We start from the raw sequence: 22,478 nt of genomic DNA on the forward strand, positions 1-22,478 counted from the left end.
ACATAGCCAGCCCGGGCCCGTTTGCCAAGCGGGTATAGACGCCCTCCGACGCTGGGCCGCGGTGGCCCCGGCACAATGACCGCCACATCCAACCGTCATCAACCGCATACCAAGGAAGGGCTCCGGGAAAACATGAGCAAGAAAAGCGATTTCGGACTGATTGGCCTGGCCGTCATGGGCCAGAACCTGGTGCTGAACGTGGAAAGCCGCGGCTTCCAGGTCAGCGTCTACAACCGCACCGAGGCCACCACCGAAGCGTTCATCGCCGCGAATCCAGGCAAGAAGCTGGTCGGCGCCAAGACGCTCGAAGAGTTCGTCCAGAGCCTCGCGAAGCCCCGCAAGATCCAGATCATGGTCAAGGCCGGTGCGCCGGTGGACCAGGTGATCGAGCAACTCATTCCGCTGCTGGAGAACGACGACATCGTCATCGACGGCGGCAACAGCCTCTACACCGACACCGAGCGCCGCGATGCGTACCTCTCGAGCAAGGGCCTGCGCTTCATCGGCGCGGGCGTCTCGGGCGGCGAGGAAGGCGCGCGCAAGGGCCCGTCGATCATGCCGGGCGGTCCGCTCTCCACCTGGGAGGTGATGAAGCCGATCTTCGAGAGCATCGCGGCCAAGGTGGACGGCGAACCCTGCGTCATTCACATCGGCCCGGGCGGCGCCGGCCACTACGTGAAGATGGTGCACAACGGCATCGAGTACGGCGACATGCAGCTCATCTGCGAGGCCTACAGCCTGTTCAAGGCCGCCGGCTTCACCACCGACGAGATGGCCGCCATCTTCAACGAGTGGAACGAGGGCGAGCTGCAGAGCTACCTGATCCAGATCACCGCCAAGGCGCTCGAGCAGAAGGACCCGGAAACGGGCAAGCCGATTGTCGACCTGATCCTGGACAAGGCCGGCCAGAAGGGCACGGGCCAGTGGACGCTCATCAACGCGGCCGAGAACGCTGTGGTCATCAGCACCATCAACGCCGCCGTCGAGGCGCGCGTGCTGTCCTCGCAGAAGAAGGCGCGCGTGGTGGCCAGCAAGGTGCTTCAAGGCCCGAAGGTCGAACTCTCCCTGGAGAAGAAGGCGCTGGTGGCCAAGGTGCACGACGCGCTCTACGCATCGAAGGTCATCAGCTACACCCAGGGCTTCGACCTCATCAAGACCATGGGCGACAAGAAGGAATGGAAGCTCGACCTGGGCGGCATCGCGTCGATCTGGCGCGGCGGCTGCATCATCCGCGCGCGCTTCCTGAACCGCATCACCGATGCCTTCCGCACCGACCCCGCGCTGGCCAACCTGATGCTCGATCCGTTCTTCAAGGACTTGCTCAACCGCACGCAGCAGAACTGGCGCGAAGTGGTGGCGCTGGCGGTGAGCAACGGCATTCCGGTGCCGGCGTTCAGCGCATCGCTCGCCTACTACGACAGCTATCGCACGGAGCGCCTGCCGGCGAACCTGCTGCAAGCGCAACGCGATTTCTTCGGCGCGCACACCTACGAGCGCACCGACAAGCCCGAAGGCCAGTTCTTCCACACAGACTGGCCCGAAGTCATCGGCTGATGCCATGCCCGCCGTCGGCTACCCCAGTCACCTCATCGAGGACTGGCACCTTGCCGACGGCACGCCGGTGCGCATCCGCCCGATCCACGCGGACGACCTGGCGATGCACACCGCCTTCGTCGACGGGCTTTCGAAGGAAACCGGCTACCACCGCCTGCTCTCGCCGCGCAAGCCCCAGCCCGACGAGCTCTGGCGCATGACCCACATCGACTACGAGCGCGAGCTCGCGCTCATCGCGACCACCGTGGTCGATGGCGCGGAGCAGCAGATGGGCGTGGTGCGCTATGTGCGCGGCGACACGCCCGAGACGGCGCACATCGCCGAATTCGCCGTCGTGATCGGCGATGCCTGGCAGCACCGCGGCGTCGCCCTAAAGCTCATGCGCAAGCTGATCGACGCGGCGGCCGAGGCCGGCGTGAAGCAGCTGGCGGACATCACGCTCTACGACAACATCGGCATGCTGGCGCTCGCGCGCAAGCTGGGGTTCAAGGTGCGGCGCGACCCGGGCAACCCGAACGTCACGCAACTGCGGCTGGCGCTGAAGGCCTCGGAGCCCTGAACGACCTCCCCAAGGAGCGTTCACCCACGGCGTGCCCAAGTGCGCGGGGCATCAGGTGCTCCCCGCAGCGAAATCAAGGGGGAGGCCGAAGGCCGGAGGACATTCGCGGAGGGGAGCACCCGGTGGCCCGTGCAATCGCCCCGAAGTCGCCCCGTCAGCCTTTTGGTAAAGCACCACACCCAAAGAAGCGCCCTCGGCAAACTTAAATCTACTTCCTTATGATGCAAAACCTTTTTCCGCCGGAAGCAGAGAGCCCTGTCCATGGTCCAGCTCGCGTTGCGTCGCCCGTACACCTTCATCGTCATGGCGATGCTGATCGTGCTGGCCACGCCTTTTGTCCTGGCGCGCATGGCCACCGACATCTTTCCGGAAATCAACATCCCGGTCGTCAGCGTCATCTGGAACTACACGGGCCTTCCGGCCCAGGAGATGGGCCAGCGCATCTCGGGCCAGGTCGAGCGGGGCCTCACGACCACGGTGAGCGACATCGAGCACATCGAATCGCAGTCGCTCGCGGGCGTGTCGATCATCAAGGTGTTCTTCCAGCCCACGGCCAACATCGAGATGGCGATCTCGCAGGTGGTGGCCTCGATGCAGGCACAGGTGCGGCAACTGCCGCCGGGCATCACGCCGCCGCTGGTCATCAAGTATTCGGCCTCGAGCGTGCCGGTGATCCAGCTCGCGCTCTCCAGCCCCACGCGCTCTGAAAACTCGCTCTTCGACGCCACCGTCAACCAGCTGCGACCGCAGCTCATCACCGTGCCGGGCGCGGCCATTCCCTTTCCCTACGGCGGCAAGAACCGCCTGATCTCGGTCGACCTGGACACCCAGGCGATGCAGGCGCGCGGCCTCACGCCGGCGGACGTGGTGAACGCGGTCAACACGCAGAACCTGATCCTTCCTTCGGGCACCGCCAAGTTCGGCGCCACCGAATACAGCGTGCGCATGAACGGCTCGCCCGATGCCATCGCGGGCCTGAACGACCTGCCGGTGCGCACCGTGAACGGCGCCACCACCTATCTGCGCGACGTGGCCTACGTGCGCGACGGCTTCTCGCCGCAGACCAACATCGTGCGGCAGGACGGCGTGCGCGGCGTGCTGCTGTCGGTGCTGAAGAACGGCGGCGCCTCCACGCTGGACATCGTGGCGAACATCCGCGCGATGCTTCCCATCGCCACCCAGTCGATGCCGCAGGACATCAAGGTCACGCCGCTCTTCGACCAATCGGTGTTCGTGAAGGCGGCCGTCAAGGGCGTGGTGTTCGAGGCCATCCTGGCCGCCGCGCTCACGGCCGCGATGGTGCTGCTGTTCCTGGGCAACTGGCGCAGCACGCTCATCATCGGCCTCACGATTCCGCTGTCGATCCTGGCCTCGATCCTGGTGCTGTATTCGCTTGGCGAAACGCTCAACCTCATGACGCTGGGCGGGCTCGCGCTCTCGGTGGGCATATTGGTGGACCAGGCGATCGTGACCATCGAGAACATCGAGCGCCACCTGCACATGGGCACGCCGCTGAAGGAGGCCATCGAGGTCGGCGCGGGCGAGATCGGCAGCGCCGCCTTCGTCTCCACGCTGTGCATCTGCATCGTGTTCGTGCCGATGTTCTTTCTCTCGGGCGTGGCGCGCTTTCTGTTCGTGCCGCTGGCCGAGGCGGTGGTGTTCGCGATGCTGGCCTCCTACCTGCTCTCGCGCACGCTGGTGCCCACGCTGGTGATGCTGCTCATGGGCGGCGTGCATGCACAGCCGGCCGAAGGCGCCGCACCCCGGAAGCCGAGCGCACTGCAACGCGTCTACCAGAGCTTCGACCGCCGCTTCGAGCGCGTGCGCCGCGCCTACACGCTGCTGCTGTCGGTGGTGCTGTCCAGGCGCGGCGGCTTCATCGGCCTCTTCCTCGGCTTCTGTCTTCTTTCCTGTCTGCTCTACCCGGTGCTGGGCCGCGACTTCTTCCCGACCGTGGATGCCGGCCAGATCCGCCTGCACGTGCGTGCCCCCACCGGCACCCGCATCGAGGAAACCGCGCGCCTCACCGACCGCGTCGAGGTCGCGATCCGCGAGCTGGTGCCGGCCGACCAGCTCGAAACGATCCTGGACAACCTGGGCATTCCCAACAGCGGCATCAACCTCTCGTACAGCAATGCCGGCACCATCGGCACCTTCGATGCCGAGCTGCTGCTCTCGCTGAAGGACGGCCACCGGCCCACCGAGGAGTTCGTCACGCTGCTGCGCGCGGAACTCCCCAAGCGCTTTCCGGGCATCGAGTTCTTCTTCCAGCCCGCGGACATCGTCACGCAGATCCTGAACTTCGGCCTGCCCGCGGCCATCGACGTGCAGTTCAGCGGCGCCGACATGGCGGGCAACGCGGCCCGCGCGGCCGAGCTCACGAAGGCGATCAAGCAGATTCCCGGCGCGGTCGATGCGCATGTGCACCAGCGCCTGGACGGCCCCAGCCTCAACCTGCAGATGGACCGCACGCGGCTGCAGCAATACGGCCTCACGGCGGCCAACGTCGGGCAGAACGTGCTGATCGCGCTCTCGGGCAGTTCGCAGACGGCGCCGGCCTTCTGGCTCAACCCCGTGAACGGCGTGGTCTACAGCATCGCGGTGCAGACGCCGCAGTACAACATCGACTCGCTCGATTCGCTGCTCAACATCCCGGTGGGCACGGGCGGTGCGGCGGCCGCGAGCGGCGCCTCGCAGCAACTGCTGGGCAACCTGGTCGATGCGCAGGCGTCGCGCCAGCCGGCCATCCAGTCGCGCTACAACATCGCGCCGGTGATCGACGTCTACGTGAGCGTGCAGGGCACCGACCTCGCGAGCGTCGCGTCCAAGGTGCAGGTGCTGGTCGACGAGATGCGGCCCAAGCTCTCGCGCGGCAGCCAGGTCACCATCCGCGGCCAGGTGCAGACGATGCAGTCGTCGTTCATCGGCCTGGGCGTGGGGCTGGTGATGGCGATCGTGCTGGTGTACCTGCTGATCGTGGTCACCTTCCAGTCGTGGCTCGATGCAGCCATCATCATCACCGCCCTGCCCGCGGCGCTCGCCGGCATCGCATGGATGCTCTTCATCACCGGAACCACGCTGAGCGTGCCCGCGCTCACGGGCGCGATCATGACGATGGGGGTGGCCACGGCCAACTCCATCCTGCTGGTGTCGTTCGCGCGCGAGCGGCTGCAGGCCGGCATTCCGCCGCTCTCGGCGGCGCTCGAAGGCGGCGCCACCCGCATCCGGCCGGTGCTGATGACGGCGCTGGCCATGATCATCGGCATGATCCCGATGGCGCTCGGCCTGGGCGAAGGCGCCGAGCAGAACGCGCCGCTGGGCCGCGCGGTCATCGGTGGCCTGCTTTTTGCCACGGTGTCGACATTGTTTTTCGTGCCCGCCGTGTTCGCGGGGGTGCACAGTCGGCTTGCGCATCGCAAGGCCGTACGCGAAGAAGCCCCCCATTCGGCGCAACCGCCAGCGGGCGCAGCGCCCCAGGAGAACTGATTTCATGACGGAGCAACGCCACTCGGCATTGGCCATCCACCCCATCGCCGTCGAAGAGGGCGAAGGCGAACTGCTGCGCCGCCGGCAGATCCTGAAGCGCACGCGCTGGCTCGTCGTGATCGTGCTGGTGCTGCTGGCGCTCGGTGCGGCGCGCACAGTGGTCGTGCGCATCGCGAATGCGCGTGCGCTCGAGGCGGGCACCGCGGAGCGCGCCAAGCTCTATGTGCAGACCGCCCTTCCGCGCACGCCCACCGCCGGCCAGACGCTGGCGCTGCCCGGCACGCTGCAGGGCTTCGTGCAGTCGCCGATCTCGGCGCGCGCGAGCGGGTATCTGAAGCGCTGGACCAAGGACATCGGCAGCCGCGTCGAAAAGGGCGAGCTGCTCGCGGAAATCGAAACGCCGGAAATCGACCAGCAGCTCTCGCAAGCCGTTGCCGCGCGCGCGCAGGCCGCTTCGGGCCTCGCGCTCGCGCAAAGCACGGCCGAGCGTTGGGAAAACCTGCGCAAGAAGGACGTGGTCTCGCAGCAGGACCTGGACGAGCGCCGCAGCGCCGTCGCGCAGGCCACCTCGAACGTGGCCGCCGCCGATGCCAACGTGCAGCGCCTGAAGCAGACCGAAGGCTTCAAGCGCGTCGTTGCGCCGTTCGCGGGCGTCATCACGCGCCGCAATGTCGACGTGGGCGACCTGATCGATGCGGGTGCGGGCGGCGGCGCCGGGCGCGCGCTCTTCATGCTGGCGCAGACCGATCCGCTGCGCGTGTACATCAACGTGCCGCAGGCCTATGCGCAGCTCGTGAAGGCCGGCCAGCCGGTGGTGGTGACGCAGGCCGAGCTGCGCGGCCAGACCTTCAAGGGCGAAGTGGCCCGCACCTCGGGCGCCATCGATGCGACCACGCGGATGATGCAGGTCGAGGTGTCGCTGCCCAACCGCGACGGCGCACTGCTGCCGGGCGCCTATGTGCAGGTGTCGCTGCCCCTGGCCGCGGCCCGCACGATCACGGTGCCGGCCAATGCGCTGCTGTTCCGCGCCGAAGGCACGCGCGTCGCGGTGGTCGATGCGCAAGGACGCATCGGCCTGCGGCCAGTGACGCTGGGCCGCAACTACGGCGAGAACGTCGAGGTGATCGATGGCCTCGGCAACAACGACCGCATGGTGCTCAACCCTTCCGACTCGCTGGCCGAAGGCGACGTGGTGACGGTGGCGCCAGAGGAACCCGCGCCCGCGGCGAAGGCGGCCGCGAAGAAGGAACCGGCGTGAGACTGTTGGTCATTGCCGCCGCGGCCCTGCTCGCCGCGGGCTGCGCGGTCGGGCCCGACTACAAGACACCGGAAACGCCGCTGCCCGTCAGCTGGACGCTCGAGGCGCCCTGGCGCCAGGCCACGCCGAACGACGTGGCCGACAAGGGCCCGTGGTGGAAGCGCTTCAACGACGCGCAGCTCGACGCGCTGCAGGACAAGGCGCTCGCCGGCAGCCCGACGCTGGTCATCGCCAATGCGCGGCTCGCCCAGGCGCGCGCCAATCTCGCGGCCAATTCGGCGAGCCAGTATCCGCAGCTGGGCCTTGGCGCCCGCGCCTCGCGCCTGAAGATTTCCGCCAACCGGCCGCTCACGAATTACGCGACCAGCAATTCGTCGACGGTACAGAACGACTTCGCGCTGTCGCTCAACGCCAGCTACGAGCTCGACCTGGCCGGCCGCGTGCAGCGCACCGTCGAAGGCGCGAAGGCCTCGGCCGAGCAATCGGCCGCCGACCTCGCGAACACGCGCCTCGTGCTCACCGCCGACGTGGCGAACAACTACTTCAGCCTGCGCTCGACCGACATCGAACTGGACGTGCTCTCGCGCTCCATCGGCCTGCAGCGCCGGGCACTCGAGCTGGTCACGGCGCGGCACGACCTGGGCGCGGTGTCGGGCCTCGATGTGGCGCAGCAGCAGGCGCTGCTCGAGACCACGCTGACGCAGGTCGATGTGCTGAAGAAGCAGCGTGCCCAGTACGAGCACGCGCTCGCCACTCTCACCGGCACGCCGGCGCCGAGCTTCGCGCTGCCGGTGGACCTGCGCGAGATCCGTCCGCCCGCGGTGCCGCTCGGCGTACCGTCCGAAATCCTCCAGCGCCGGCCCGACGTGGCTTCGGCCGAGCGTTCGATGGCAGCGGCGAACGCGCAGATCGGCGTGGCTACCGCGGCCTTCTATCCGAGCTTCATCATCTCGCCGACCGTGGGCGTGGACAGCCGGTTGATCGAGTCGCTGTTCAACGGGCCGAGCCTCTTGTGGTCGGTGGGCGTGTCGGCCACGCAGGTGCTGTTCGATGGCGGCCGGGTGCGCGCGAACGTAGCCTTCGCCGAGGCCGGCTACGACGCGACCGTGGGCAACTACCGCCGCACGGTGCTCGTCGCAATGCAGGAAGTGGAAGACGGCATCACCGGCCTCTCCGCGCTCGACAGCGCCACCAAGCAGGCGCAGGCGGCCGTTGCCGCCGCGCGCCGCGTGCTCGACATGGCGACCAGCCGCTACGAAGGCGGTGCGTCGACCTACCTGGATGTGATCACCGCGCAGCAGTCGCTGCTGACGGTCGAGCGGCAGGCCGCGCAGTTGCAGGGCCAGCGCCTCTTGACCGCGGTGTTTCTCGTGAAGGCGCTCGGCGGCGACTGGGAAGCGCCGGCCTGAGCGGTCGCGGCGCGCGGGGCGCCAGCGGGCGGCGCGTGCAGAATCTCATCCGCCGCGTCAGCCGGCCCCGCCTTTCCATGCCGCCTCTCACGCCAGAACCGCCTGAATCAACCACGCCCCACGCCCGCTCCGGTCGCCGCGCGTTGTTTGGCTGGGTGGTCGCCGTCGCGGTGACCATGGCGCTGATCGGCGCCGCGGGCCAATGGGCCGCGCACCGCGAAACCGCCTTCCAGACGGACTCGATCCGCCGCGCGATGGAAGTCCACGTGCTGGGCCTGCGCGACACCGCCGGCAAATACGGCTACCTGCCGCTCACCGCGGGCATGCACCCCGACGTGCTCGCCGCGCTCGCGCATCCGCAGGATGCGGCCGTGCGCCAGCGCGCGAACCGCTACATCGAGGAAGTGAACCGCGACGCGGGCTCCGATGTGCTCTACCTGATCGACCCACAGGGCCTCACGCTGGCGGCGAGCAACTGGGCCACGCCGCAGAGCTTCGTCGGCCAGTCCTACGCCAACCGGCCTTACTTCAACGATGCGCTCGCGGGGCGCCTGGGCCTCTTCTATGGTGTCGGCCAGACCACCGGCGAACCCGGGCTCTTTGTGTCGGCGCCCGTGCGTTCGGACAGCGGTGCGGTGCTGGGCGTGATGGCGGTCAAGGTCGTCCTGCGCCAGGCAGCGTGGGCGTTCCTGCGCGACCCGATCCTCTTGACCGACGCCCACGGCATCGTGTTCCTGAGCTCGGTGCCGTCGTGGATGTACCGCTCCACGCGGGCGCTGAGCGATGCGGACCTGGGCGAGGTACAGCGCCACCAGCAGTACGGCGATCGCAACCGCTTCCCGGCGGTGCCCTGGACCGTGGCACGCGGCGACGACGGGAAGCCCGCCTACCTCGTGCGCACCGATATCGACGGCCGCTCGCGCCGTTTCCTCGCTGTGGACGAGGTGCTGCCCGATCTCGGCTGGACCCTGACGGTAATGGCCGACCACGCGGAGGTGACCAACGCCCGCGAGCGCACCTGGATGCTCGGGCTGCTGGGCGCCGGCGTGCTGCTGCTGGGCGGGCTGTACTGGCAACTGCGCGAGCGCCGCTTCGCCGAGCAGCGCGATGCGCGGCGCGACCTGGAGCAGCGGGTGCGCGAGCGCACCCGGGCGCTGGACGAAGCGCACGCCTTCCGCAAGGCAATGGAAGACTCGCTCCTGGTCGGCATGCGCGCGCGCAACCTGGAGGGCCGGATCATCTACGTCAACCCGGCCTTCTGCGAGATGGTCGGCTACGGCGCCGACGAACTGCTCGGGCGGCTGCCGCCCTACCCCTACTGGCACCCCGACGACGTGGCGCAGCACTGGCGACACAACGACACCATGCTGAGCGGGCAGGCCGATCTCTCGGGGTTCGAATCGCGCCTGCGCCACCGGGACGGCCACGACGTCATCACCATGGTCTACACCGCGCGCCTGATCGATGCCGGCGGCCAGCACAGCGGCTGGATGAGCTCGGTGGTGGACATCACCGCGCAGAAGCGCGCCGAGTTGCGCCAGCGCGAGAACGACGAGCAGTTGCAGCATGCGCAGCGCCTGGCGAGCCTGGGCGAGATGGCCTCCACCCTCGCCCACGAACTGAACCAGCCGCTGATGGCGCTGAGCAATTTCGCGAGCGCCGCCAAGGCCTTTGCGGAACAGGGCAACCAGGCGCTGCTGGCCGACAGCCTGGACGAGACCGTGGCGCAGGCCCAGCGCAGCGCCGAGATCGTGCGGCGCATCCGCGGCTTCGTGCGCCAGCGCACCGCCGGCGCCGAAGACTGCGCGGTGAGCGCGCTGGTGGCGAATGCGCTGGCGCTGCTGCAGGGTGAAATGCGGCTGCGGCAGGTGCGCGCCGAGGTTCGCATCCCGCCCGCGCTGCCCACCGTGCGCGGTGACCGCGTGCTGCTGGAGCAGGTGCTGCTGAACCTCCTGTCCAACAGCCTGCAGGCCATGCAGGCCACGCCGCCCGAACAGCGGACCGTGGAGGTAGAAGCCGAGGTGGTCGAAGGCCGCGTGCATATCCGCGTGGCCGACCGCGGGCCCGGCATCGATGCGGCGCTGGCCGAGCAGGTGTTCGCGCCCTTCTTCACCACCAAGACGGGTGGGCTGGGGCTGGGCCTGAACATCTGCCGCACGATCGTGGAGGCTCATCGCGGGCGACTGTCTTTCGCGGACCGGGCCGGCGGCGGCACGGTCTTCACACTGGAGCTGGAGGTTTCGACGTGAATGCCACCCTTGCCAACAACCTGTGCGTGGTCGACGACGACGAGGCCGTGCGCCGGTCGTTGGGACTGTTGCTGCTGTCGCGCGGCTACGCGGTGCAGACCTTTGCCTCGGGCGAGGCGTTCCTGGCGAGCGCGGACACCCAGCGCGCGGGCTGCGTCGTGCTCGACCTGCGCATGGAAGGCATGAGCGGGCTGCAGGTGTTCGATGCGCTGCGCGCGCAGGACAGTCCGCTGGTGGTGCTGTTCCTCTCCGGGCACGGCGACATTCCGATGGCGGTCGAGGCGGTGCAGAACGGCGCGTTCGGCTGGCTCGAGAAGCCCTGCAACGACGAGCGTCTGCTGGAGAGCATCGCCAAAGCCCTCGGCCAGGCGCAAGACATCGCCGTGCGCCGGCAGGCCCGGCAGGCCGCGCAACTGCTGTGGGCCAAGCTCACGCCGCGTGAGATGCAGGTGGCCAGGCTGGTCGCCGAGGGCAAGCCCAACAAGAAGATCGCGCTCGAGCTTGCGCCGCTGGAGCTGCGCACGGTGGAGACGCACCGCGCCCATGTGTTCGCCAAGCTGGGCCTGTCGAACAGCCACGAGCTCGACCGCTTCCTGCGGGAACACGCGCTGTAGGCCGTGTAGGCTTTTCTAGGTATTTACCCTTGCGTACACCTACGCAGGGACGCGGCGGGCGGCTACGGACGACGGCGCGGCGACGGCGGGACAGACTCCCAGGCACAAGCTTCAGGCGGTCCCACGGGCCGCGCCCAGAGACAAGGACCTCCCATGACCGCCATTGCCAGCACCACCGGCACAGCAAGCCCAGACGCGCCCGCGACCGACGCCTCCTCCACCCCCTACACCTTCGAGGAAAAGCGCAAGCGCATCTTCGCGATCTTCGCCGCCTCGTCGGGCAACCTGGTGGAGTGGTTCGACTTCTATGTCTACGCGTTCTGCGCCATCTACTTCGCGCCCGCGTTCTTTCCCAAGTCCGACCCGACCGCACAGTTGCTCAACACGGCCGGCGTGTTCGCCGCCGGCTTCCTGATGCGCCCGATCGGCGGCTGGATCTTCGGCCGGCTGGCCGACCGCAAGGGCCGCAAGACCTCGATGGTGGTCTCGGTGACGATGATGTGCGTGGGCTCGCTGGTCATCGCCTGCCTGCCCACCTACGCCAGCATCGGCGCGGCGGCACCGGTGCTGCTGCTGGCCGCGCGGCTGCTGCAGGGCCTGTCGGTCGGCGGCGAGTACGGCACCACCGCCACCTACATGAGCGAAGTGGCGATGCGCGGACAGCGCGGCTTCTTCTCGTCCTTCCAGTACGTGACGCTGATCGGCGGCCAGTTGCTGGCGGTCGTGGTCGTGGTGGTGCTGCAGCAGTTCCTGGACGACGCCGAGCTCAAGAGCTGGGGCTGGCGCATTCCCTTCGTGCTGGGCGCGGTGGCCGCCGTGGTGGCGCTCATGCTGCGCCGCTCGCTCACCGAAACCGCCAGCACGCAGACCCGCGCCGCCAAGGGCGCCGGCACCATGGGCGAACTGTTCAGGCACCACAAGCGCGCCTTCTTCATGGTGCTGGGCTACACGGCCGGCGGCTCGCTGATCTTCTATACCTTCACCACCTACATGCAGAAGTACCTGGTGAACTCGGCCGGCATGTCGATCAAGACGGCCAGCAACGTGATGACGGCGTGCCTGTTCATCTACATGTGCATGCAGCCGCTCTTCGGCGCGCTGTCGGACCGCATCGGCCGGCGCAGCAACATGCTGCTGTTCGGCGCACTCGGCGCATTGATCACGGTGCCCGTGCTGACCAGCCTGCAGAACGTGACCAGCCCGCTGCTGGCCGGCATCCTGATCGTCGTGGCGCTGGCGGTGGTGAGCTTCTACACCTCGATCAGCGGCATCGTGAAGGCCGAGATGTTCCCGCCCGAAGTGCGCGCGCTGGGCGTGGGCCTGTCGTACGCCGTGGGCAACGCGATCTTCGGCGGCAGCGCGGAATACGTGGCGCTGGGCCTGAAGTCGATCGGCCACGAGTCGTACTTCTACTGGTACGTGACGGCCATGATGGTGGTGGTGTTCGCGGTCAGCCTGATGCTGCCGCGCCGTGCGACTTACCTGCATCACGACAAGTAGGAACCGAAACGGCCGGGTGCTCGAGCAGCGCCAAGCGAAGGTCGCCACCGCGCACGGATTCTCTAGAACAGGTTGCCCTGCCCCGCCGCCCCCGGCGGCCGGAACGCGGTGAGGTCCATCGGGATGCGCTCGCGGTTGAAGCCCAGGCGATTCGTCGCCTTCTGGAAGCGCTGGTGGATCAGGTCGGCCCAAAGGCCCGAGCCTTTCATGCGCGTGGCGAAATCGGCGTCGTAGTCCTTGCCACCGCGCATTTCGTGGATGCGCGCCATGATGCGGTCCGCGCGCTGCGGGTAGTGCAGCGCAAGCCATTCCTTGAAGAGCGGCGCCACCTCCCACGGCAGCCGCACCACCGTGTAGAACGCGCTGCGCGCGCCGGCCTCCCAGGCGGCTTCGAGCACGTGCTCCATGTCTTCGGTGACGAAGGGAATCTGCGGCGCCACGCTCACGCCCACCGGCACCCCCGCCTCGGCCAGGGTGCGGATGGTGCGCAGCCGCCGATGAGGCGCGGCCGCGCGCGGCTCGAGCTTGCGAGCGAGTTCGCCGTCGAGCGTGGTCACCGTCACGTACACCGCCGCGAGGTGCTCGGCCGCCATCGGCGCGATCAGGTCGAGGTCGCGCTCGATGGCGCTCGACTTGGTGACCAGCGCGAACGGGTGCCGCACTTCTTTCAACAACTCGATGACCGAGCGCGTGAGCCGCAGTTCGCGCTCGATGGGCTGGTAGCAGTCGGTGGCGGTGCCGATGGCGATCTGGCTCGGCCGGTAGCTCTTGCGCCCGAGTTCGGCGCGCAGCACCTCGACGATGTTGCGCTTGGCGATGAGCTTGGTCTCGAAGTCGAGGCCCGGCGAGAGATTCAGGTAGCTGTGCGTGGGCCGCGCGAAGCAATAGATGCAGCCGTGCTCGCAGCCGCGGTACGGGTTGAGCGCGCGATCGAAGTAGATGTCGGGCGAGTCGTTTTCGGTGAGCACCGACTTCACGTCCTCGAAGCGCACCTCGGTCGCCAGGGGCATGAGCTCCTCGGCCTCGGCCGCGCCCTCTTCGAGCGTGCCCCAGCCGTCGTCGAAGGCATTGCGCTCGTCCTTGGAGAAACGGTGCGCCAGCCGGGTGGCCGCGCCGCGGCCTTTGATGATGTGGATGGGAACGGGAGATGCGGGTGGCATGGCACATCCTTTCGATGAATTCACTGTGTATTCATACAGTATTTCACCATTCCTTGGCTGGCGGTGATTTTTCTATTTCTCTATTGACAGAAATTCAGGAAATCCTAGACTCGGCGCCATGGAACTCACAGAAATTCAACGCAAGTTCGTCGTCCACTGGGGCGAAATGGGCTCCATGTGGGGCGTCAACCGCACCGTCTCGCAAATCCATGCGCTGCTCTTTGCCCACGGCAAGCCGATGCACGCCGAAGAGCTCTCCGACACCCTGGGCGTGGCCCGCTCCAACATCAGCAACAGCCTGAAGGAACTGCAGGCCTGGAACCTCGTGCGCATCACCCACATCCTGGGCGACCGGCGAGACTATTTCGAGACCAGCGTCGACGTGTGGGAGCTGTTCCGCACCGTGGTGCGCGAGCGCAAGGAACGCGAATTCGACCCCACCATCCGCGTGCTGCACGAGCTCGTGTCCAGCCCCGATTTCCAGAAGGAGCCGGCCGATGCGCAGGACCGCATCCGCTCCACGATGGAACTCATGGACAAGCTCGCCACCTGGGCCGACGAGATGCTGCGGCTCTCGCCCGGCACGCTCGACAAGGTGCTGACGCTCGGGGCCAGCGTGCAGAAGTTCGTGCGCGGCGATACGGCGCCTGCCGGCAAGGGCGAAGACCCCGATGCGCACCATGCCAGCCTGCCGATGATCTGAGTTCTCTTTTTTTGCCAATCAATTTCTATTTTGACTGAAATATCGGGAACTAAAAACACCATGAGCCGCCTCGCCGTTGCCGCGTACCCGCTGACCGTCTACTACGACGCCACCTGCCCGCTCTGCGTGGCCGAGATGGGCGCGATGCGCGCACGCGATACGGCCGGACGGCTCCATCTCGTCGACTGCTCGCCCCTCGGTTTCTGCACCGGTCCGGCCCCGCGCGAGGCATTGATGACGGCCATGCACGCGGTCGACGCGTCAGGCAGGGTGCTGTCCGGCGTTGCGGCGATCCGCGCCTGCCGCGCGGCCGTGGGCATGCCGGCAGGAGGCGCGCTGCTCGACCTGCCCATCGTCGGCGCGCTGGCCGACCGCGCCTATGCCGTGCTCGCACGCAACCGCTACCGCCTGCCCCGCTGGCTGGTCGCACGCCTCGCGGGCCGTGGCGCGATCGCGCCGGCCACCTGTGCCGAAGACCACTGCCGCTTCTGAACCGATCACGCTGTCACGCCCCCAGGGAATCACAAGAGCCAACGCCAGAAGGAGCCTCGATGCCCAACGTCTTCCAGCCCGACTTCCGCATGCCGCCCACTGCAACTCGCGCCCCTGCGCACGCCACGAGCGCGCCGGTCACGGCCGAGGACACGCAGGACTACTTCACCGAGGTCGCGGTCGACTACAGCGCCTGGAGCCCGAGCTACAACATGCACTTCGGCTTCTGGCGCGCCGGGCTCAACCCGCTGCGTCGCGAAGGCATGCTGGTAGAGATGAACCGCGCCGTCGGCCGCGCGCTGCGGCTCGACGAATCGCAACCCGCCGCAGCAGGCCGACAACGCCGCTGCGTGATCGACATGGGCTGCGGCGCCGGCGCCACCGCGCGCACGCTGGTCGGCGACGACGCATCGCTCTACGCGGTCACCGTCACCAACGTGCCTGTGCAGAACCGCATTTCCGCGCGGCTCGATGCCGCGGCCGGCGTGGCCGACCGCATGGCCCGCATCGAAGCCGACTACACCCGCACCGGCCTGCCTGCCGCGCAAGCCGACGGTGCCTGGGCGGTGGAAAGCGCCTGCTATGCCGAAGGCACCGCCAAGACCGACTTCGTGCGCGAGGCCGCGCGCCTGCTCAAGCCCGGTGCGCGGCTGGTGGTGGTCGATGGTTTTCTGCTGCGCAAGAACCCCGGCCGCATCGCCGCCCGGCTGCACCGCCTCTGGGCCGACAGCTGGGCCGTGCCCACGCTGGCCAGGCGCGACGACTTCATCAACGCGCTGCGCGACAACGGCTTCGAGGACATCGAATTCAAGTCGCTGCGCTGGCGCGTCGCGCCCAGCGCGCTGCACATCCCGGTCCTGGCCACACGCTTCACACTGGCCGAACTCTGGAAGGCGCGCGGCAGGCTGAGCCCGTGGCGCCGCAAGCACATCGTGGCGAGCTACTGCGCGCTCGCACTGGGCATGTTCTGGCGCGACTTCGACTACTGCATGGTGAGCGCCAAGCGCGCCAGCTGATAAAAACAAAAGAGGAGAAGACGTTTCCATGAGCACCGAACCCGAAGAAAGCAGGCTCTCCGAGCTCGCCCCTGTCGACGCCGATTCGAACGAGGCCGAAGAGACGCCCCGCCGCCGCATGCCCTTCGCCTGGTTCTGGCCGCTGCTGGTCGGCGCGGCCGCCGCGCTCGTGCTGCGCATCGCCTTCAGCGGCGGGCCGGGCCACCCCTTCTCGGCGATGCTGGGCGCCTTCATCTATCTTGCGCCCGCGGTGTGCGGCGCGGTCACGGTGTACATGGCCGAGCGCATGGAGCGGCGCAGCTGGGGCTACTACATCTGGGCGCCGTGGGTGTCGACCGCGCTCTTCGTCATCGGCACGCTGCTGGTGTTCATCGAGGGGATGATCTGCGCCGTCGTCATCGTGCCGCTTTTCGCGGTCATGGGCAGCGTCGGCGGCCTGGCGATGGGGTTGGTGTGCCGCGTCACCAATTGGCCCAAGCCCGCGCTCTACAGCTTCGCGATGCTGCCGCTCGCGCTCGGCGCCATCGAGCCGTACCTGGCCAACCCCGACCAGTTCTCGACCACCTCGCGCACGCTCTTCATCGCCGCGCCAGCCGAGCGCGTTTGGCACGAACTGAACAACGCGCGCGACATCCAGCCCGCCGAAGTCGACGACGCCTGGGCCTACCGCATCGGCGTGCCGCTGCCTCTCGCCGGCGTGACCGAGGAGACGCCCGAAGGCCGCGTGCGCAAGGTGCTCTGGCAGAAGAACGTGCACTTCGAGGAGGTCATCACCGAGTGGCAACCCGGCCGCCTGCTGAAGTGGCGTTACCGCTTCACGCCCGACTCCTTTCCCCCCGGCGCGCTGGACGACCACGTGATGATCGGCGGCCAGTACTTCGACCTGCGCGACTCGGCCTTCACGCTGACGCCGCGCGAGGGCGGTACCGAGCTGCGCGTCGATGTGGCGTGGCGCGTGAGCACGCGCTTCAACTGGTATGCGGACCGGGTCGCGGGGTTCCTGTTGGGCGATGGCGCCGAGCACATCCTGCGCTTCTACAAGGCGCGCAGCGAAGGCGCCGTGGCGGTGGCGGGATGACGGCCCGCCCACCGGTCTTCCAGCAGGCGCTCGGCCCGGCCTGGGAACGCCTGGGCGACGTGATCCGCCGGCACTACACGATGATGCCCTTCTCCGACGACTACGTGTGCGTCCGCGGCACCATGAACGAGGTGCATCACGCGCCATGGGCCGCGCTGCTGATGCCCTTCGGCCGCCTCTTCGGCGCACTCGTGCCCTACACCGGCACCGAGGTGCCGATCGAAGTGCACTACCGCTGCAACCCCGGCGATGCCAACCTGTACTGGGACCGCGTCTTCCACTTCGCAGGCCGCAAGCCCTTCCACTTCCGCTCGCACATGGAACACACCGCAGCGCACGGCGCCGAGGTGGTCGAGTACGTGCGCTTCGGCATCGGCATGCGCCTGGCGGTGAGCGCCGAAGACGGCGCGCTGGTGTTCCGCGACAAGTGCTATATCTGGCGCATCGCGGGCCTGCGCATTCCGCTGCCGCTCGGCCTCTTCATGGGCACGGCCTATGTCGAAGAACGACCCGACCCATCGAGCCCTGAGCACTTCACGATGAAGATGCTGCTGCGCCACCGCTGGTTCGGCGACGTGTTCCGCTACAGCGGGCGCTTTCACCTGCCCCCACACCCCATGCCGCGCGCGGGATCACAATGAGCGCACCATGCCGCGCCGCCCCGAAAACCTCTACCCCCAGTACCACGCCCACGTCTACTTCGCCCCCGCCACGGTGGCACAGGCGCGTGACCTGTGCGAACGCGCGGGCCGCGAGCTGATGGTCGTCGTGGGCCGCGTGCACGAACGGCTTGTGGGCCCCCATCCGCACTGGAGCTGCCAGCTCGCCTTCGACGCGGCCGAGTTCGACCAGGTCATTGCATGGCTCGATGCCAACCGCAACGGCCTCGATGTCTTCGTGCACGGCGTGACGGGCGACGACCTCGCCGATCACACGGCGCATGCGATGTGGCTCGGCGAAGAAAGCGCGCTCGATCTGCGGATGTTCCGGCGCTAGAAGCGTGGGCTCAGAACTCGGCGTCGAGTTCGTCGATTTCCTCGGGCTCCTGCTTCGCCGCGGCCACCCACTCCTTCATTGCCGGCAGCTCCATCACGCGCTTGCAGTAGGCCGCGCACACGCTGTCGAGTGCCACGTCGTAGCTCAGGAAGCGCGTGACCACCGGCGCATACATCGCATCGGCGATGCCCGGCTGCTTGCCGAACAAGAAGGGGCCGCCGTAGGCCTTCAGGCATTCGCGCCAGATGGCGACGATGCGGTCGATGTCCGCCTGCGCGCGCGACCACACCTTGAAGTTCTTGAAGTGGGCCTTGATGTTCATCGGCAGCGCGCCGCGCATCGACGCGAAGCCCGAATGCATCTCGCCACAGATTGCGCGGCAGTGCGCGCGGGCCGCCACGTCGGCCGGCAGCAGCCCGGCCTTGGGCTTGATCTCGTTGAGGTATTCGCCGATGGCCAGGGTGTCCCACACCTTCACGCCAGCGTGCTGCAGCGAGGGAACCAGCATCGACGAGGAGAGCAGCAGCATCTCGGCCTTCATGGCCGGGTCGTCGGGCGGAATGATCTTCTCGCTGAAATCGAGCCCCGCCAGCCTGCACATCAGCCAGCCGCGCAGCGACCAGGCACCGTAGTTCTTGCTGCTGATGGTGAGAACGGGTTTGGCCATCGGGAAGCTCCTTGACGTTGCTTGCTTGCGTGCAAGCGCCATGCCACGCAGCAGGCGCTTGCTGGCCCGCAACTTGCCTGCATCCACCGCATGCTGTACCGGGCCTATCAGAACCAAGCCGACCTCCTTTCGCCCTCGCGGCTCGCGGCGCAGTACCTGGGCAAGGCCCTCTGGAAAGACGGTACGGACCGCACCATGATGCGGCGCCTCGCCGCCCAGTTCGAGGTGTTCTCGCGCATGCGGCTGACCCATTCCCGGCCCGCCTACGGCATCGACTCGGTGACGGTCGACGGCACGCAAGTCGTTGTCCACGAAGAGAAAACGCTGGTCTCGCCGTTTGGAACGCTGTTGCACTTCCGCAAGGACATACAGGCGGTGCATCCACCCGTGCTGCTGGTCGCACCACTTTCGGGCCACTTCGCGACGCTGCTGCGCGAAACCGTGCGCACCCTGCTGCGCGATCACGACGTGTACCTGACCGACTGGCACAACGCACGCGACGTGCCGCTGTGGCATGGCGGCTTCAGCCTGGACGACTACACGCTGCAGCTCATCAAGTTTCTCGAGACCATCGGCCCGGGCGTGCACATGGTCGCGGTTTGCCAGCCCTGCGTGGCCGCGCTCGCCGCCACCGCCCTCATGGCCGAGGACGACAACCCCGCCACGCCGCGCAGCCTCACGCTGATGGCGGGACCGGTCGATTGCCGCATCAACCCCACGGGCGTGAACCTGCTCGCCACCAGCAAGCCCATCGAGTGGTTCCGCCGCAACCTCATCAGCCATGTGCCATGGCCACATGCGGGCGTGATGCGGTGCGTGTACCCCGGCTTCCTGCAGCTCTCGGCCTTCATGAGCATGAACCCAGAGCGCCACAAGAAGCAGTTCCAGGACATGTTCCAGCACCTCGTGGAAGGCGACGTCGAAAAAGCCCGCACCATCGGCACCTTCTACGACGAGTACCTTGCGGTGAACGACCTGCCGGCCGAGTTCTACCTGGAGACGGTGGAGCGCGTGTTCCAGACCTACGACCTGCCGCGCGGCGTGCTCACCGTGGGCGATCGCACGGTGAACCCGGCCGCCATCCGCCGCACCGCGCTGCTCACCGTGGAAGGCGAGCGCGACGACATCTGTTCAGTCGGCCAGACGGTGGCCGCGCAAGACCTCTGCAGCGGCATCCGGCCTTATCTGAAGGCGCATCACCTGCAGGCGGGCGTCGGGCACTACGGCGTGTTCAGCGGCAGCAAGTGGAACGCGCAGATCTATCCGCGGGTGCGCGAGACGATTCACGCGGCAGCCGAGCTGCACTGAGCCGGCGCCTGCGTCGCTGCGGGCCGCCCCCCGGCCTCCAGGTACTTGCGGTACGCCACGAAGCCGGACAGGTAGTGCTCCACATCGTCGATGCGCACGCGAAAGCTGTGATGCCGGATGAAGAAGCTCCCCACGATGCGCGCCGGATTCCTGAAGAACATCGCGAGCTCGGGCCAGAAGTGGCCCGTCAGCAGGTAGCGCGCGCGCTGCTCCAGCGCGCGGTAGAACTTGTCGATGTCGAAACCTTCGAGCAGGTGCGCGTGCTCGGGCTCCGCCTGCAGCCGCACGATCATCTTCTGCGCCGCCATCATCAGCTCCAGCAGCGTCGGAAAGGTGGTAATGCGGTCGAGCACGAAATCGAGGTGGCCGCGCACGTTGTCCAGGCCGAAGCGCAGGTAGCGCGCGTCCGGCTTGTAGATCGTGAGTTCGTTGACGCAGTAGCTCAGCCAATGATCGTGCGCCTCCCAGTGGCGGGCCGCGATGAAGTGCTCGAATGCCTTCTCGACCGCCTGCAGCCAGCGCGCATCCCGCGTCAGCCCGTACAGGCGCATGAGGCCGAAGGCGGCTTCGCCGTCGTAGTAGATGATGCGGCTCTCTTCCTTGACGCTCAGGTCGGGATGGTTGAGCACATGGACGAAACGCCCGCTCTGGGCATCCTGCATGTGGAGAATGCCGAGCGCCAACTGCTCCAGCAGCGCCAGGTATTGCCTGTCGCCGGTGAGCTCGGTGTACTTGACCAGTGCCAGCAGGCACACGGCATTGCCCCCCAGCTTGATCTCGCCGCCGGTGTCGACGAGGAAGGCGGCGGCCTCGCCGCCGGGCAGCGCCGCACGCTGGATCAGCGTGCCGGTCAGGTAGCCCAGCGCCAGGTCGATGGCCGCCTTGTGTTCGGGCCGGCGGGTGAGTTCCCAGCCTTCGATGAGCGCGTAGGTCGAACTCGCATGGCGCAGTGCGTTATAGGTAGGGATGGCACGGTCGAAACATGGAAACCAGCCGTAGTGATAGGCCCCCGATGACCTCACCTGCCGCGCGAGATACGCCGCGCCGGTGGAGACGATGTCGTGGACACGGCCCGCGTCCCACGTCGCCAGGCGCCGATGGCCGCGGTAGCGCCCTTCGTGCGCGATGGCATGGCACTCGCTGCCGTCGGTGAACACCGCCCGCGTGTCGAACACCCACACCGGCTGCTGCGCCTCGGTGGGCCATTGCAGTTCGCGCCCGTAGCGGTGCTGGCCGAAGAGCTTCAGGTTGGCGGCATTGGGCGTCGCCTCTTCGAACTTGCCGTCGTACAGCACGGCGTTCGCGCCGATGTCCTCCTCGAGCATGGCCACCGACAGTTCGGCGTCGAAGGCGATGCCGTGGCGGAAGTAATTGCGCTTGGTGGTCGCGAGCGCCTGCTTGAGCGCCTGCCATGTCATGGCATGCACCGTGTGCACCACGTCCACGCGCAGCCAGAGCGGCGCGCTGCCCTGCTTGCGCAACCAGGCCTGGAGCAACTGCGCGCCGCGGCGCCAGGCCTCTTCGAAATTCTTGCTGCGGACCGTCACCACGTGTGCGCGCTCCTTGCCGTTGCACACCGACATGAAGAGCACGCCCGCAGCCGGCGCAGCCACGCATTCGCCCCACGTCGCCGCAAGGGCCGGCTTGGCCGATGCCAGCAGTTCGCCCAGGCTCATTGCGCGATTCCCCGGTCGCTTCGGACGGCGATGTTCATGCCCATTTTGTTGCCCCTGCCTCTTCGTACTCCTGCGGATTGCCGCAGAACACCACCTCGCTCCGGTCGATCAGCTCGTAGACGACGCGCGCGCCTTTCGCGATCAATGCGTTGTAGCAAGGCGCGATGTAGAACTCGCCCCGGTTCAGCAGCTTGCCCGACCGCTGGTGCTCGAAGGCCTCGTCGAACACCCGCGCATCGGCAAAGTGATAGAGGCCGTCGCTGCACAGGTTGGAGATGCGCTCTTTCTCCGTGGTCCTTCGCACCGTGCGGTCGGGACCGGGCTCGACAAAGGACCAATGCTCGCCCTCGCCCTCGAAGACCTCCAGGTAGCCCTGCGCACCGGCCGCCAGCGGCGACTTCCTGAACCCGGGCCGGATGGTGTCGATATTGAAGATGTAGAGCGCATCGCCGGCGTCGACCTGCCGCAGCCCCTGGTGGACGGTGTCGGCCTGGCCGAGCGTGTCGCCGTCGAGCTCGACGATACGGAACTCCTTGACGCCCAGGTTCTTCAACTCCTGCTTCAGGTACCCCGCGACGTCGTGATCGCGGCGCACCACGAACAGAAACAGGTCGTCCTCGAAGTAATGCTCGAACGACTTCACGACATGGAAGAAAACCGTTTCTCCGTGCAGCGGCAGGCGGTACTTGGGCAGCGCATAGCCGGCCTCGGTGAAACGGCGGCTCTTGCCGACCATGGGAATGACAAACATTT

At 67.6% G+C, this 22,478-nt stretch carries 19 protein-coding genes; 15 read left to right on the forward strand and 4 right to left on the reverse strand.

Features of this window, described 5'->3' with window-relative positions; all coding sequences use genetic code 11:
* The first annotated feature begins 132 nt into the window (after nt 1–132).
* The 8 genes from gnd (at nt 133) to J2W23_RS04680 (ending at nt 12,629) form a co-directional block, all read left to right on the forward strand.
* Complete coding sequence (gnd, locus tag J2W23_RS04645) at nt 133–1,554, forward strand: decarboxylating NADP(+)-dependent phosphogluconate dehydrogenase (protein WP_307647827.1); 1,422 nt, start codon at nt 133–135, stop codon at nt 1,552–1,554.
* A gap of 4 nt (nt 1,555–1,558) precedes the next feature.
* A complete protein-coding gene (locus J2W23_RS04650; protein WP_307647828.1) occupies nt 1,559–2,113 on the forward strand; it encodes a GNAT family N-acetyltransferase in 555 nt (184 codons plus the stop codon).
* A gap of 255 nt (nt 2,114–2,368) precedes the next feature.
* Complete coding sequence (locus J2W23_RS04655) at nt 2,369–5,599, forward strand: efflux RND transporter permease subunit (RefSeq protein WP_307648065.1); 3,231 nt, start codon at nt 2,369–2,371, stop codon at nt 5,597–5,599.
* Between the two features lie 4 nt (nt 5,600–5,603).
* A complete protein-coding gene (locus J2W23_RS04660; RefSeq protein ID WP_307647829.1) occupies nt 5,604–6,857 on the forward strand; it encodes an efflux RND transporter periplasmic adaptor subunit in 1,254 nt (417 codons plus the stop codon).
* Nucleotides 6,854–8,266, forward strand: a complete 1,413-nt coding sequence (locus J2W23_RS04665; protein ID WP_307647830.1) for an efflux transporter outer membrane subunit — start codon at nt 6,854–6,856, stop codon at nt 8,264–8,266. Before J2W23_RS04660 ends, J2W23_RS04665 begins: the two co-directional genes overlap by 4 nt.
* A gap of 77 nt (nt 8,267–8,343) precedes the next feature.
* Nucleotides 8,344–10,515: an ATP-binding protein gene (locus J2W23_RS04670; protein WP_307647831.1), complete on the forward strand. Its 2,172-nt coding sequence runs from the start codon at nt 8,344–8,346 to the stop codon at nt 10,513–10,515.
* Nucleotides 10,512–11,129: a response regulator transcription factor gene (locus J2W23_RS04675; protein ID WP_307647832.1), complete on the forward strand. Its 618-nt coding sequence runs from the start codon at nt 10,512–10,514 to the stop codon at nt 11,127–11,129. Before J2W23_RS04670 ends, J2W23_RS04675 begins: the two co-directional genes overlap by 4 nt.
* A gap of 153 nt (nt 11,130–11,282) precedes the next feature.
* Nucleotides 11,283–12,629, forward strand: a complete 1,347-nt coding sequence (locus J2W23_RS04680; protein WP_307647833.1) for an MFS family transporter — start codon at nt 11,283–11,285, stop codon at nt 12,627–12,629.
* A 62-nt stretch (nt 12,630–12,691) separates the two neighbouring features.
* Here J2W23_RS04680 and J2W23_RS04685 read toward each other — a convergent pair whose 3' ends face one another.
* Nucleotides 12,692–13,789, reverse strand: coding sequence for a PA0069 family radical SAM protein (locus J2W23_RS04685; protein WP_307647834.1), 1,098 nt, complete (start codon nt 13,787–13,789; stop codon nt 12,692–12,694).
* Nucleotides 13,790–13,907: 118 nt separating this feature from the next.
* Between J2W23_RS04685 and J2W23_RS04690 the strand changes: the two genes are divergently transcribed.
* The 6 genes from J2W23_RS04690 to J2W23_RS04715 are packed head-to-tail and all read left to right on the forward strand — an operon-like array spanning nt 13,908 to nt 18,074.
* Nucleotides 13,908–14,492, forward strand: a complete 585-nt coding sequence (locus tag J2W23_RS04690; protein WP_176658595.1) for a GbsR/MarR family transcriptional regulator — start codon at nt 13,908–13,910, stop codon at nt 14,490–14,492.
* A gap of 60 nt (nt 14,493–14,552) precedes the next feature.
* Nucleotides 14,553–14,984 carry a thiol-disulfide oxidoreductase DCC family protein gene (locus J2W23_RS04695; protein WP_307647835.1) on the forward strand — a complete coding sequence of 144 codons (432 nt, stop codon included), beginning with the start codon at nt 14,553–14,555 and terminating at the stop codon, nt 14,982–14,984.
* A 59-nt stretch (nt 14,985–15,043) separates the two neighbouring features.
* Nucleotides 15,044–16,000 (forward strand): class I SAM-dependent methyltransferase, encoded by a 957-nt coding sequence (locus J2W23_RS04700; protein ID WP_307647836.1) that lies wholly within the window; start codon nt 15,044–15,046, stop codon nt 15,998–16,000.
* A 28-nt stretch (nt 16,001–16,028) separates the two neighbouring features.
* Nucleotides 16,029–17,078, forward strand: a complete 1,050-nt coding sequence (locus J2W23_RS04705) for an SRPBCC domain-containing protein (protein WP_307647837.1) — start codon at nt 16,029–16,031, stop codon at nt 17,076–17,078.
* Nucleotides 17,075–17,719 carry a DUF4166 domain-containing protein gene (locus J2W23_RS04710; protein WP_307647838.1) on the forward strand — a complete coding sequence of 215 codons (645 nt, stop codon included), beginning with the start codon at nt 17,075–17,077 and terminating at the stop codon, nt 17,717–17,719. The genes J2W23_RS04705 and J2W23_RS04710 overlap by 4 nt, the downstream gene beginning before the upstream one ends.
* Before the next feature lie 7 nt (nt 17,720–17,726).
* Nucleotides 17,727–18,074 (forward strand): DOPA 4,5-dioxygenase family protein, encoded by a 348-nt coding sequence (locus J2W23_RS04715; protein WP_307647839.1) that lies wholly within the window; start codon nt 17,727–17,729, stop codon nt 18,072–18,074.
* A gap of 10 nt (nt 18,075–18,084) precedes the next feature.
* Here the strand turns inward: J2W23_RS04715 and J2W23_RS04720 are convergent, their stop codons facing one another.
* On the reverse strand, nt 18,085–18,741 hold the full coding sequence (locus J2W23_RS04720; RefSeq protein WP_176658602.1) for a glutathione S-transferase: 657 nt from the start codon (nt 18,739–18,741) through the stop codon (nt 18,085–18,087).
* Between the two features lie 90 nt (nt 18,742–18,831).
* On the opposite strand from J2W23_RS04720, the gene J2W23_RS04725 reads away from it, so the two are divergent.
* Nucleotides 18,832–20,049, forward strand: a complete 1,218-nt coding sequence (locus J2W23_RS04725) for a polyhydroxyalkanoate depolymerase (protein ID WP_307647840.1) — start codon at nt 18,832–18,834, stop codon at nt 20,047–20,049.
* Here J2W23_RS04725 and J2W23_RS04730 read toward each other — a convergent pair.
* Nucleotides 20,025–21,725: a Mur ligase gene (locus J2W23_RS04730; protein ID WP_307647841.1), complete on the reverse strand. Its 1,701-nt coding sequence runs from the start codon at nt 21,723–21,725 to the stop codon at nt 20,025–20,027. The genes J2W23_RS04725 and J2W23_RS04730 overlap by 25 nt on opposite strands.
* Before the next feature lie 34 nt (nt 21,726–21,759).
* Nucleotides 21,760–22,476: a glycosyltransferase family 2 protein gene (locus J2W23_RS04735; RefSeq protein WP_307647842.1), complete on the reverse strand. Its 717-nt coding sequence runs from the start codon at nt 22,474–22,476 to the stop codon at nt 21,760–21,762.
* Nucleotides 22,477–22,478: the final 2 nt, after the last annotated feature.

The organism is Variovorax boronicumulans, from assembly GCF_030812215.1.
In the GTDB taxonomy this organism is placed as follows: Bacteria; Pseudomonadota; Gammaproteobacteria; order Burkholderiales; family Burkholderiaceae_C; genus Variovorax; species Variovorax boronicumulans_C.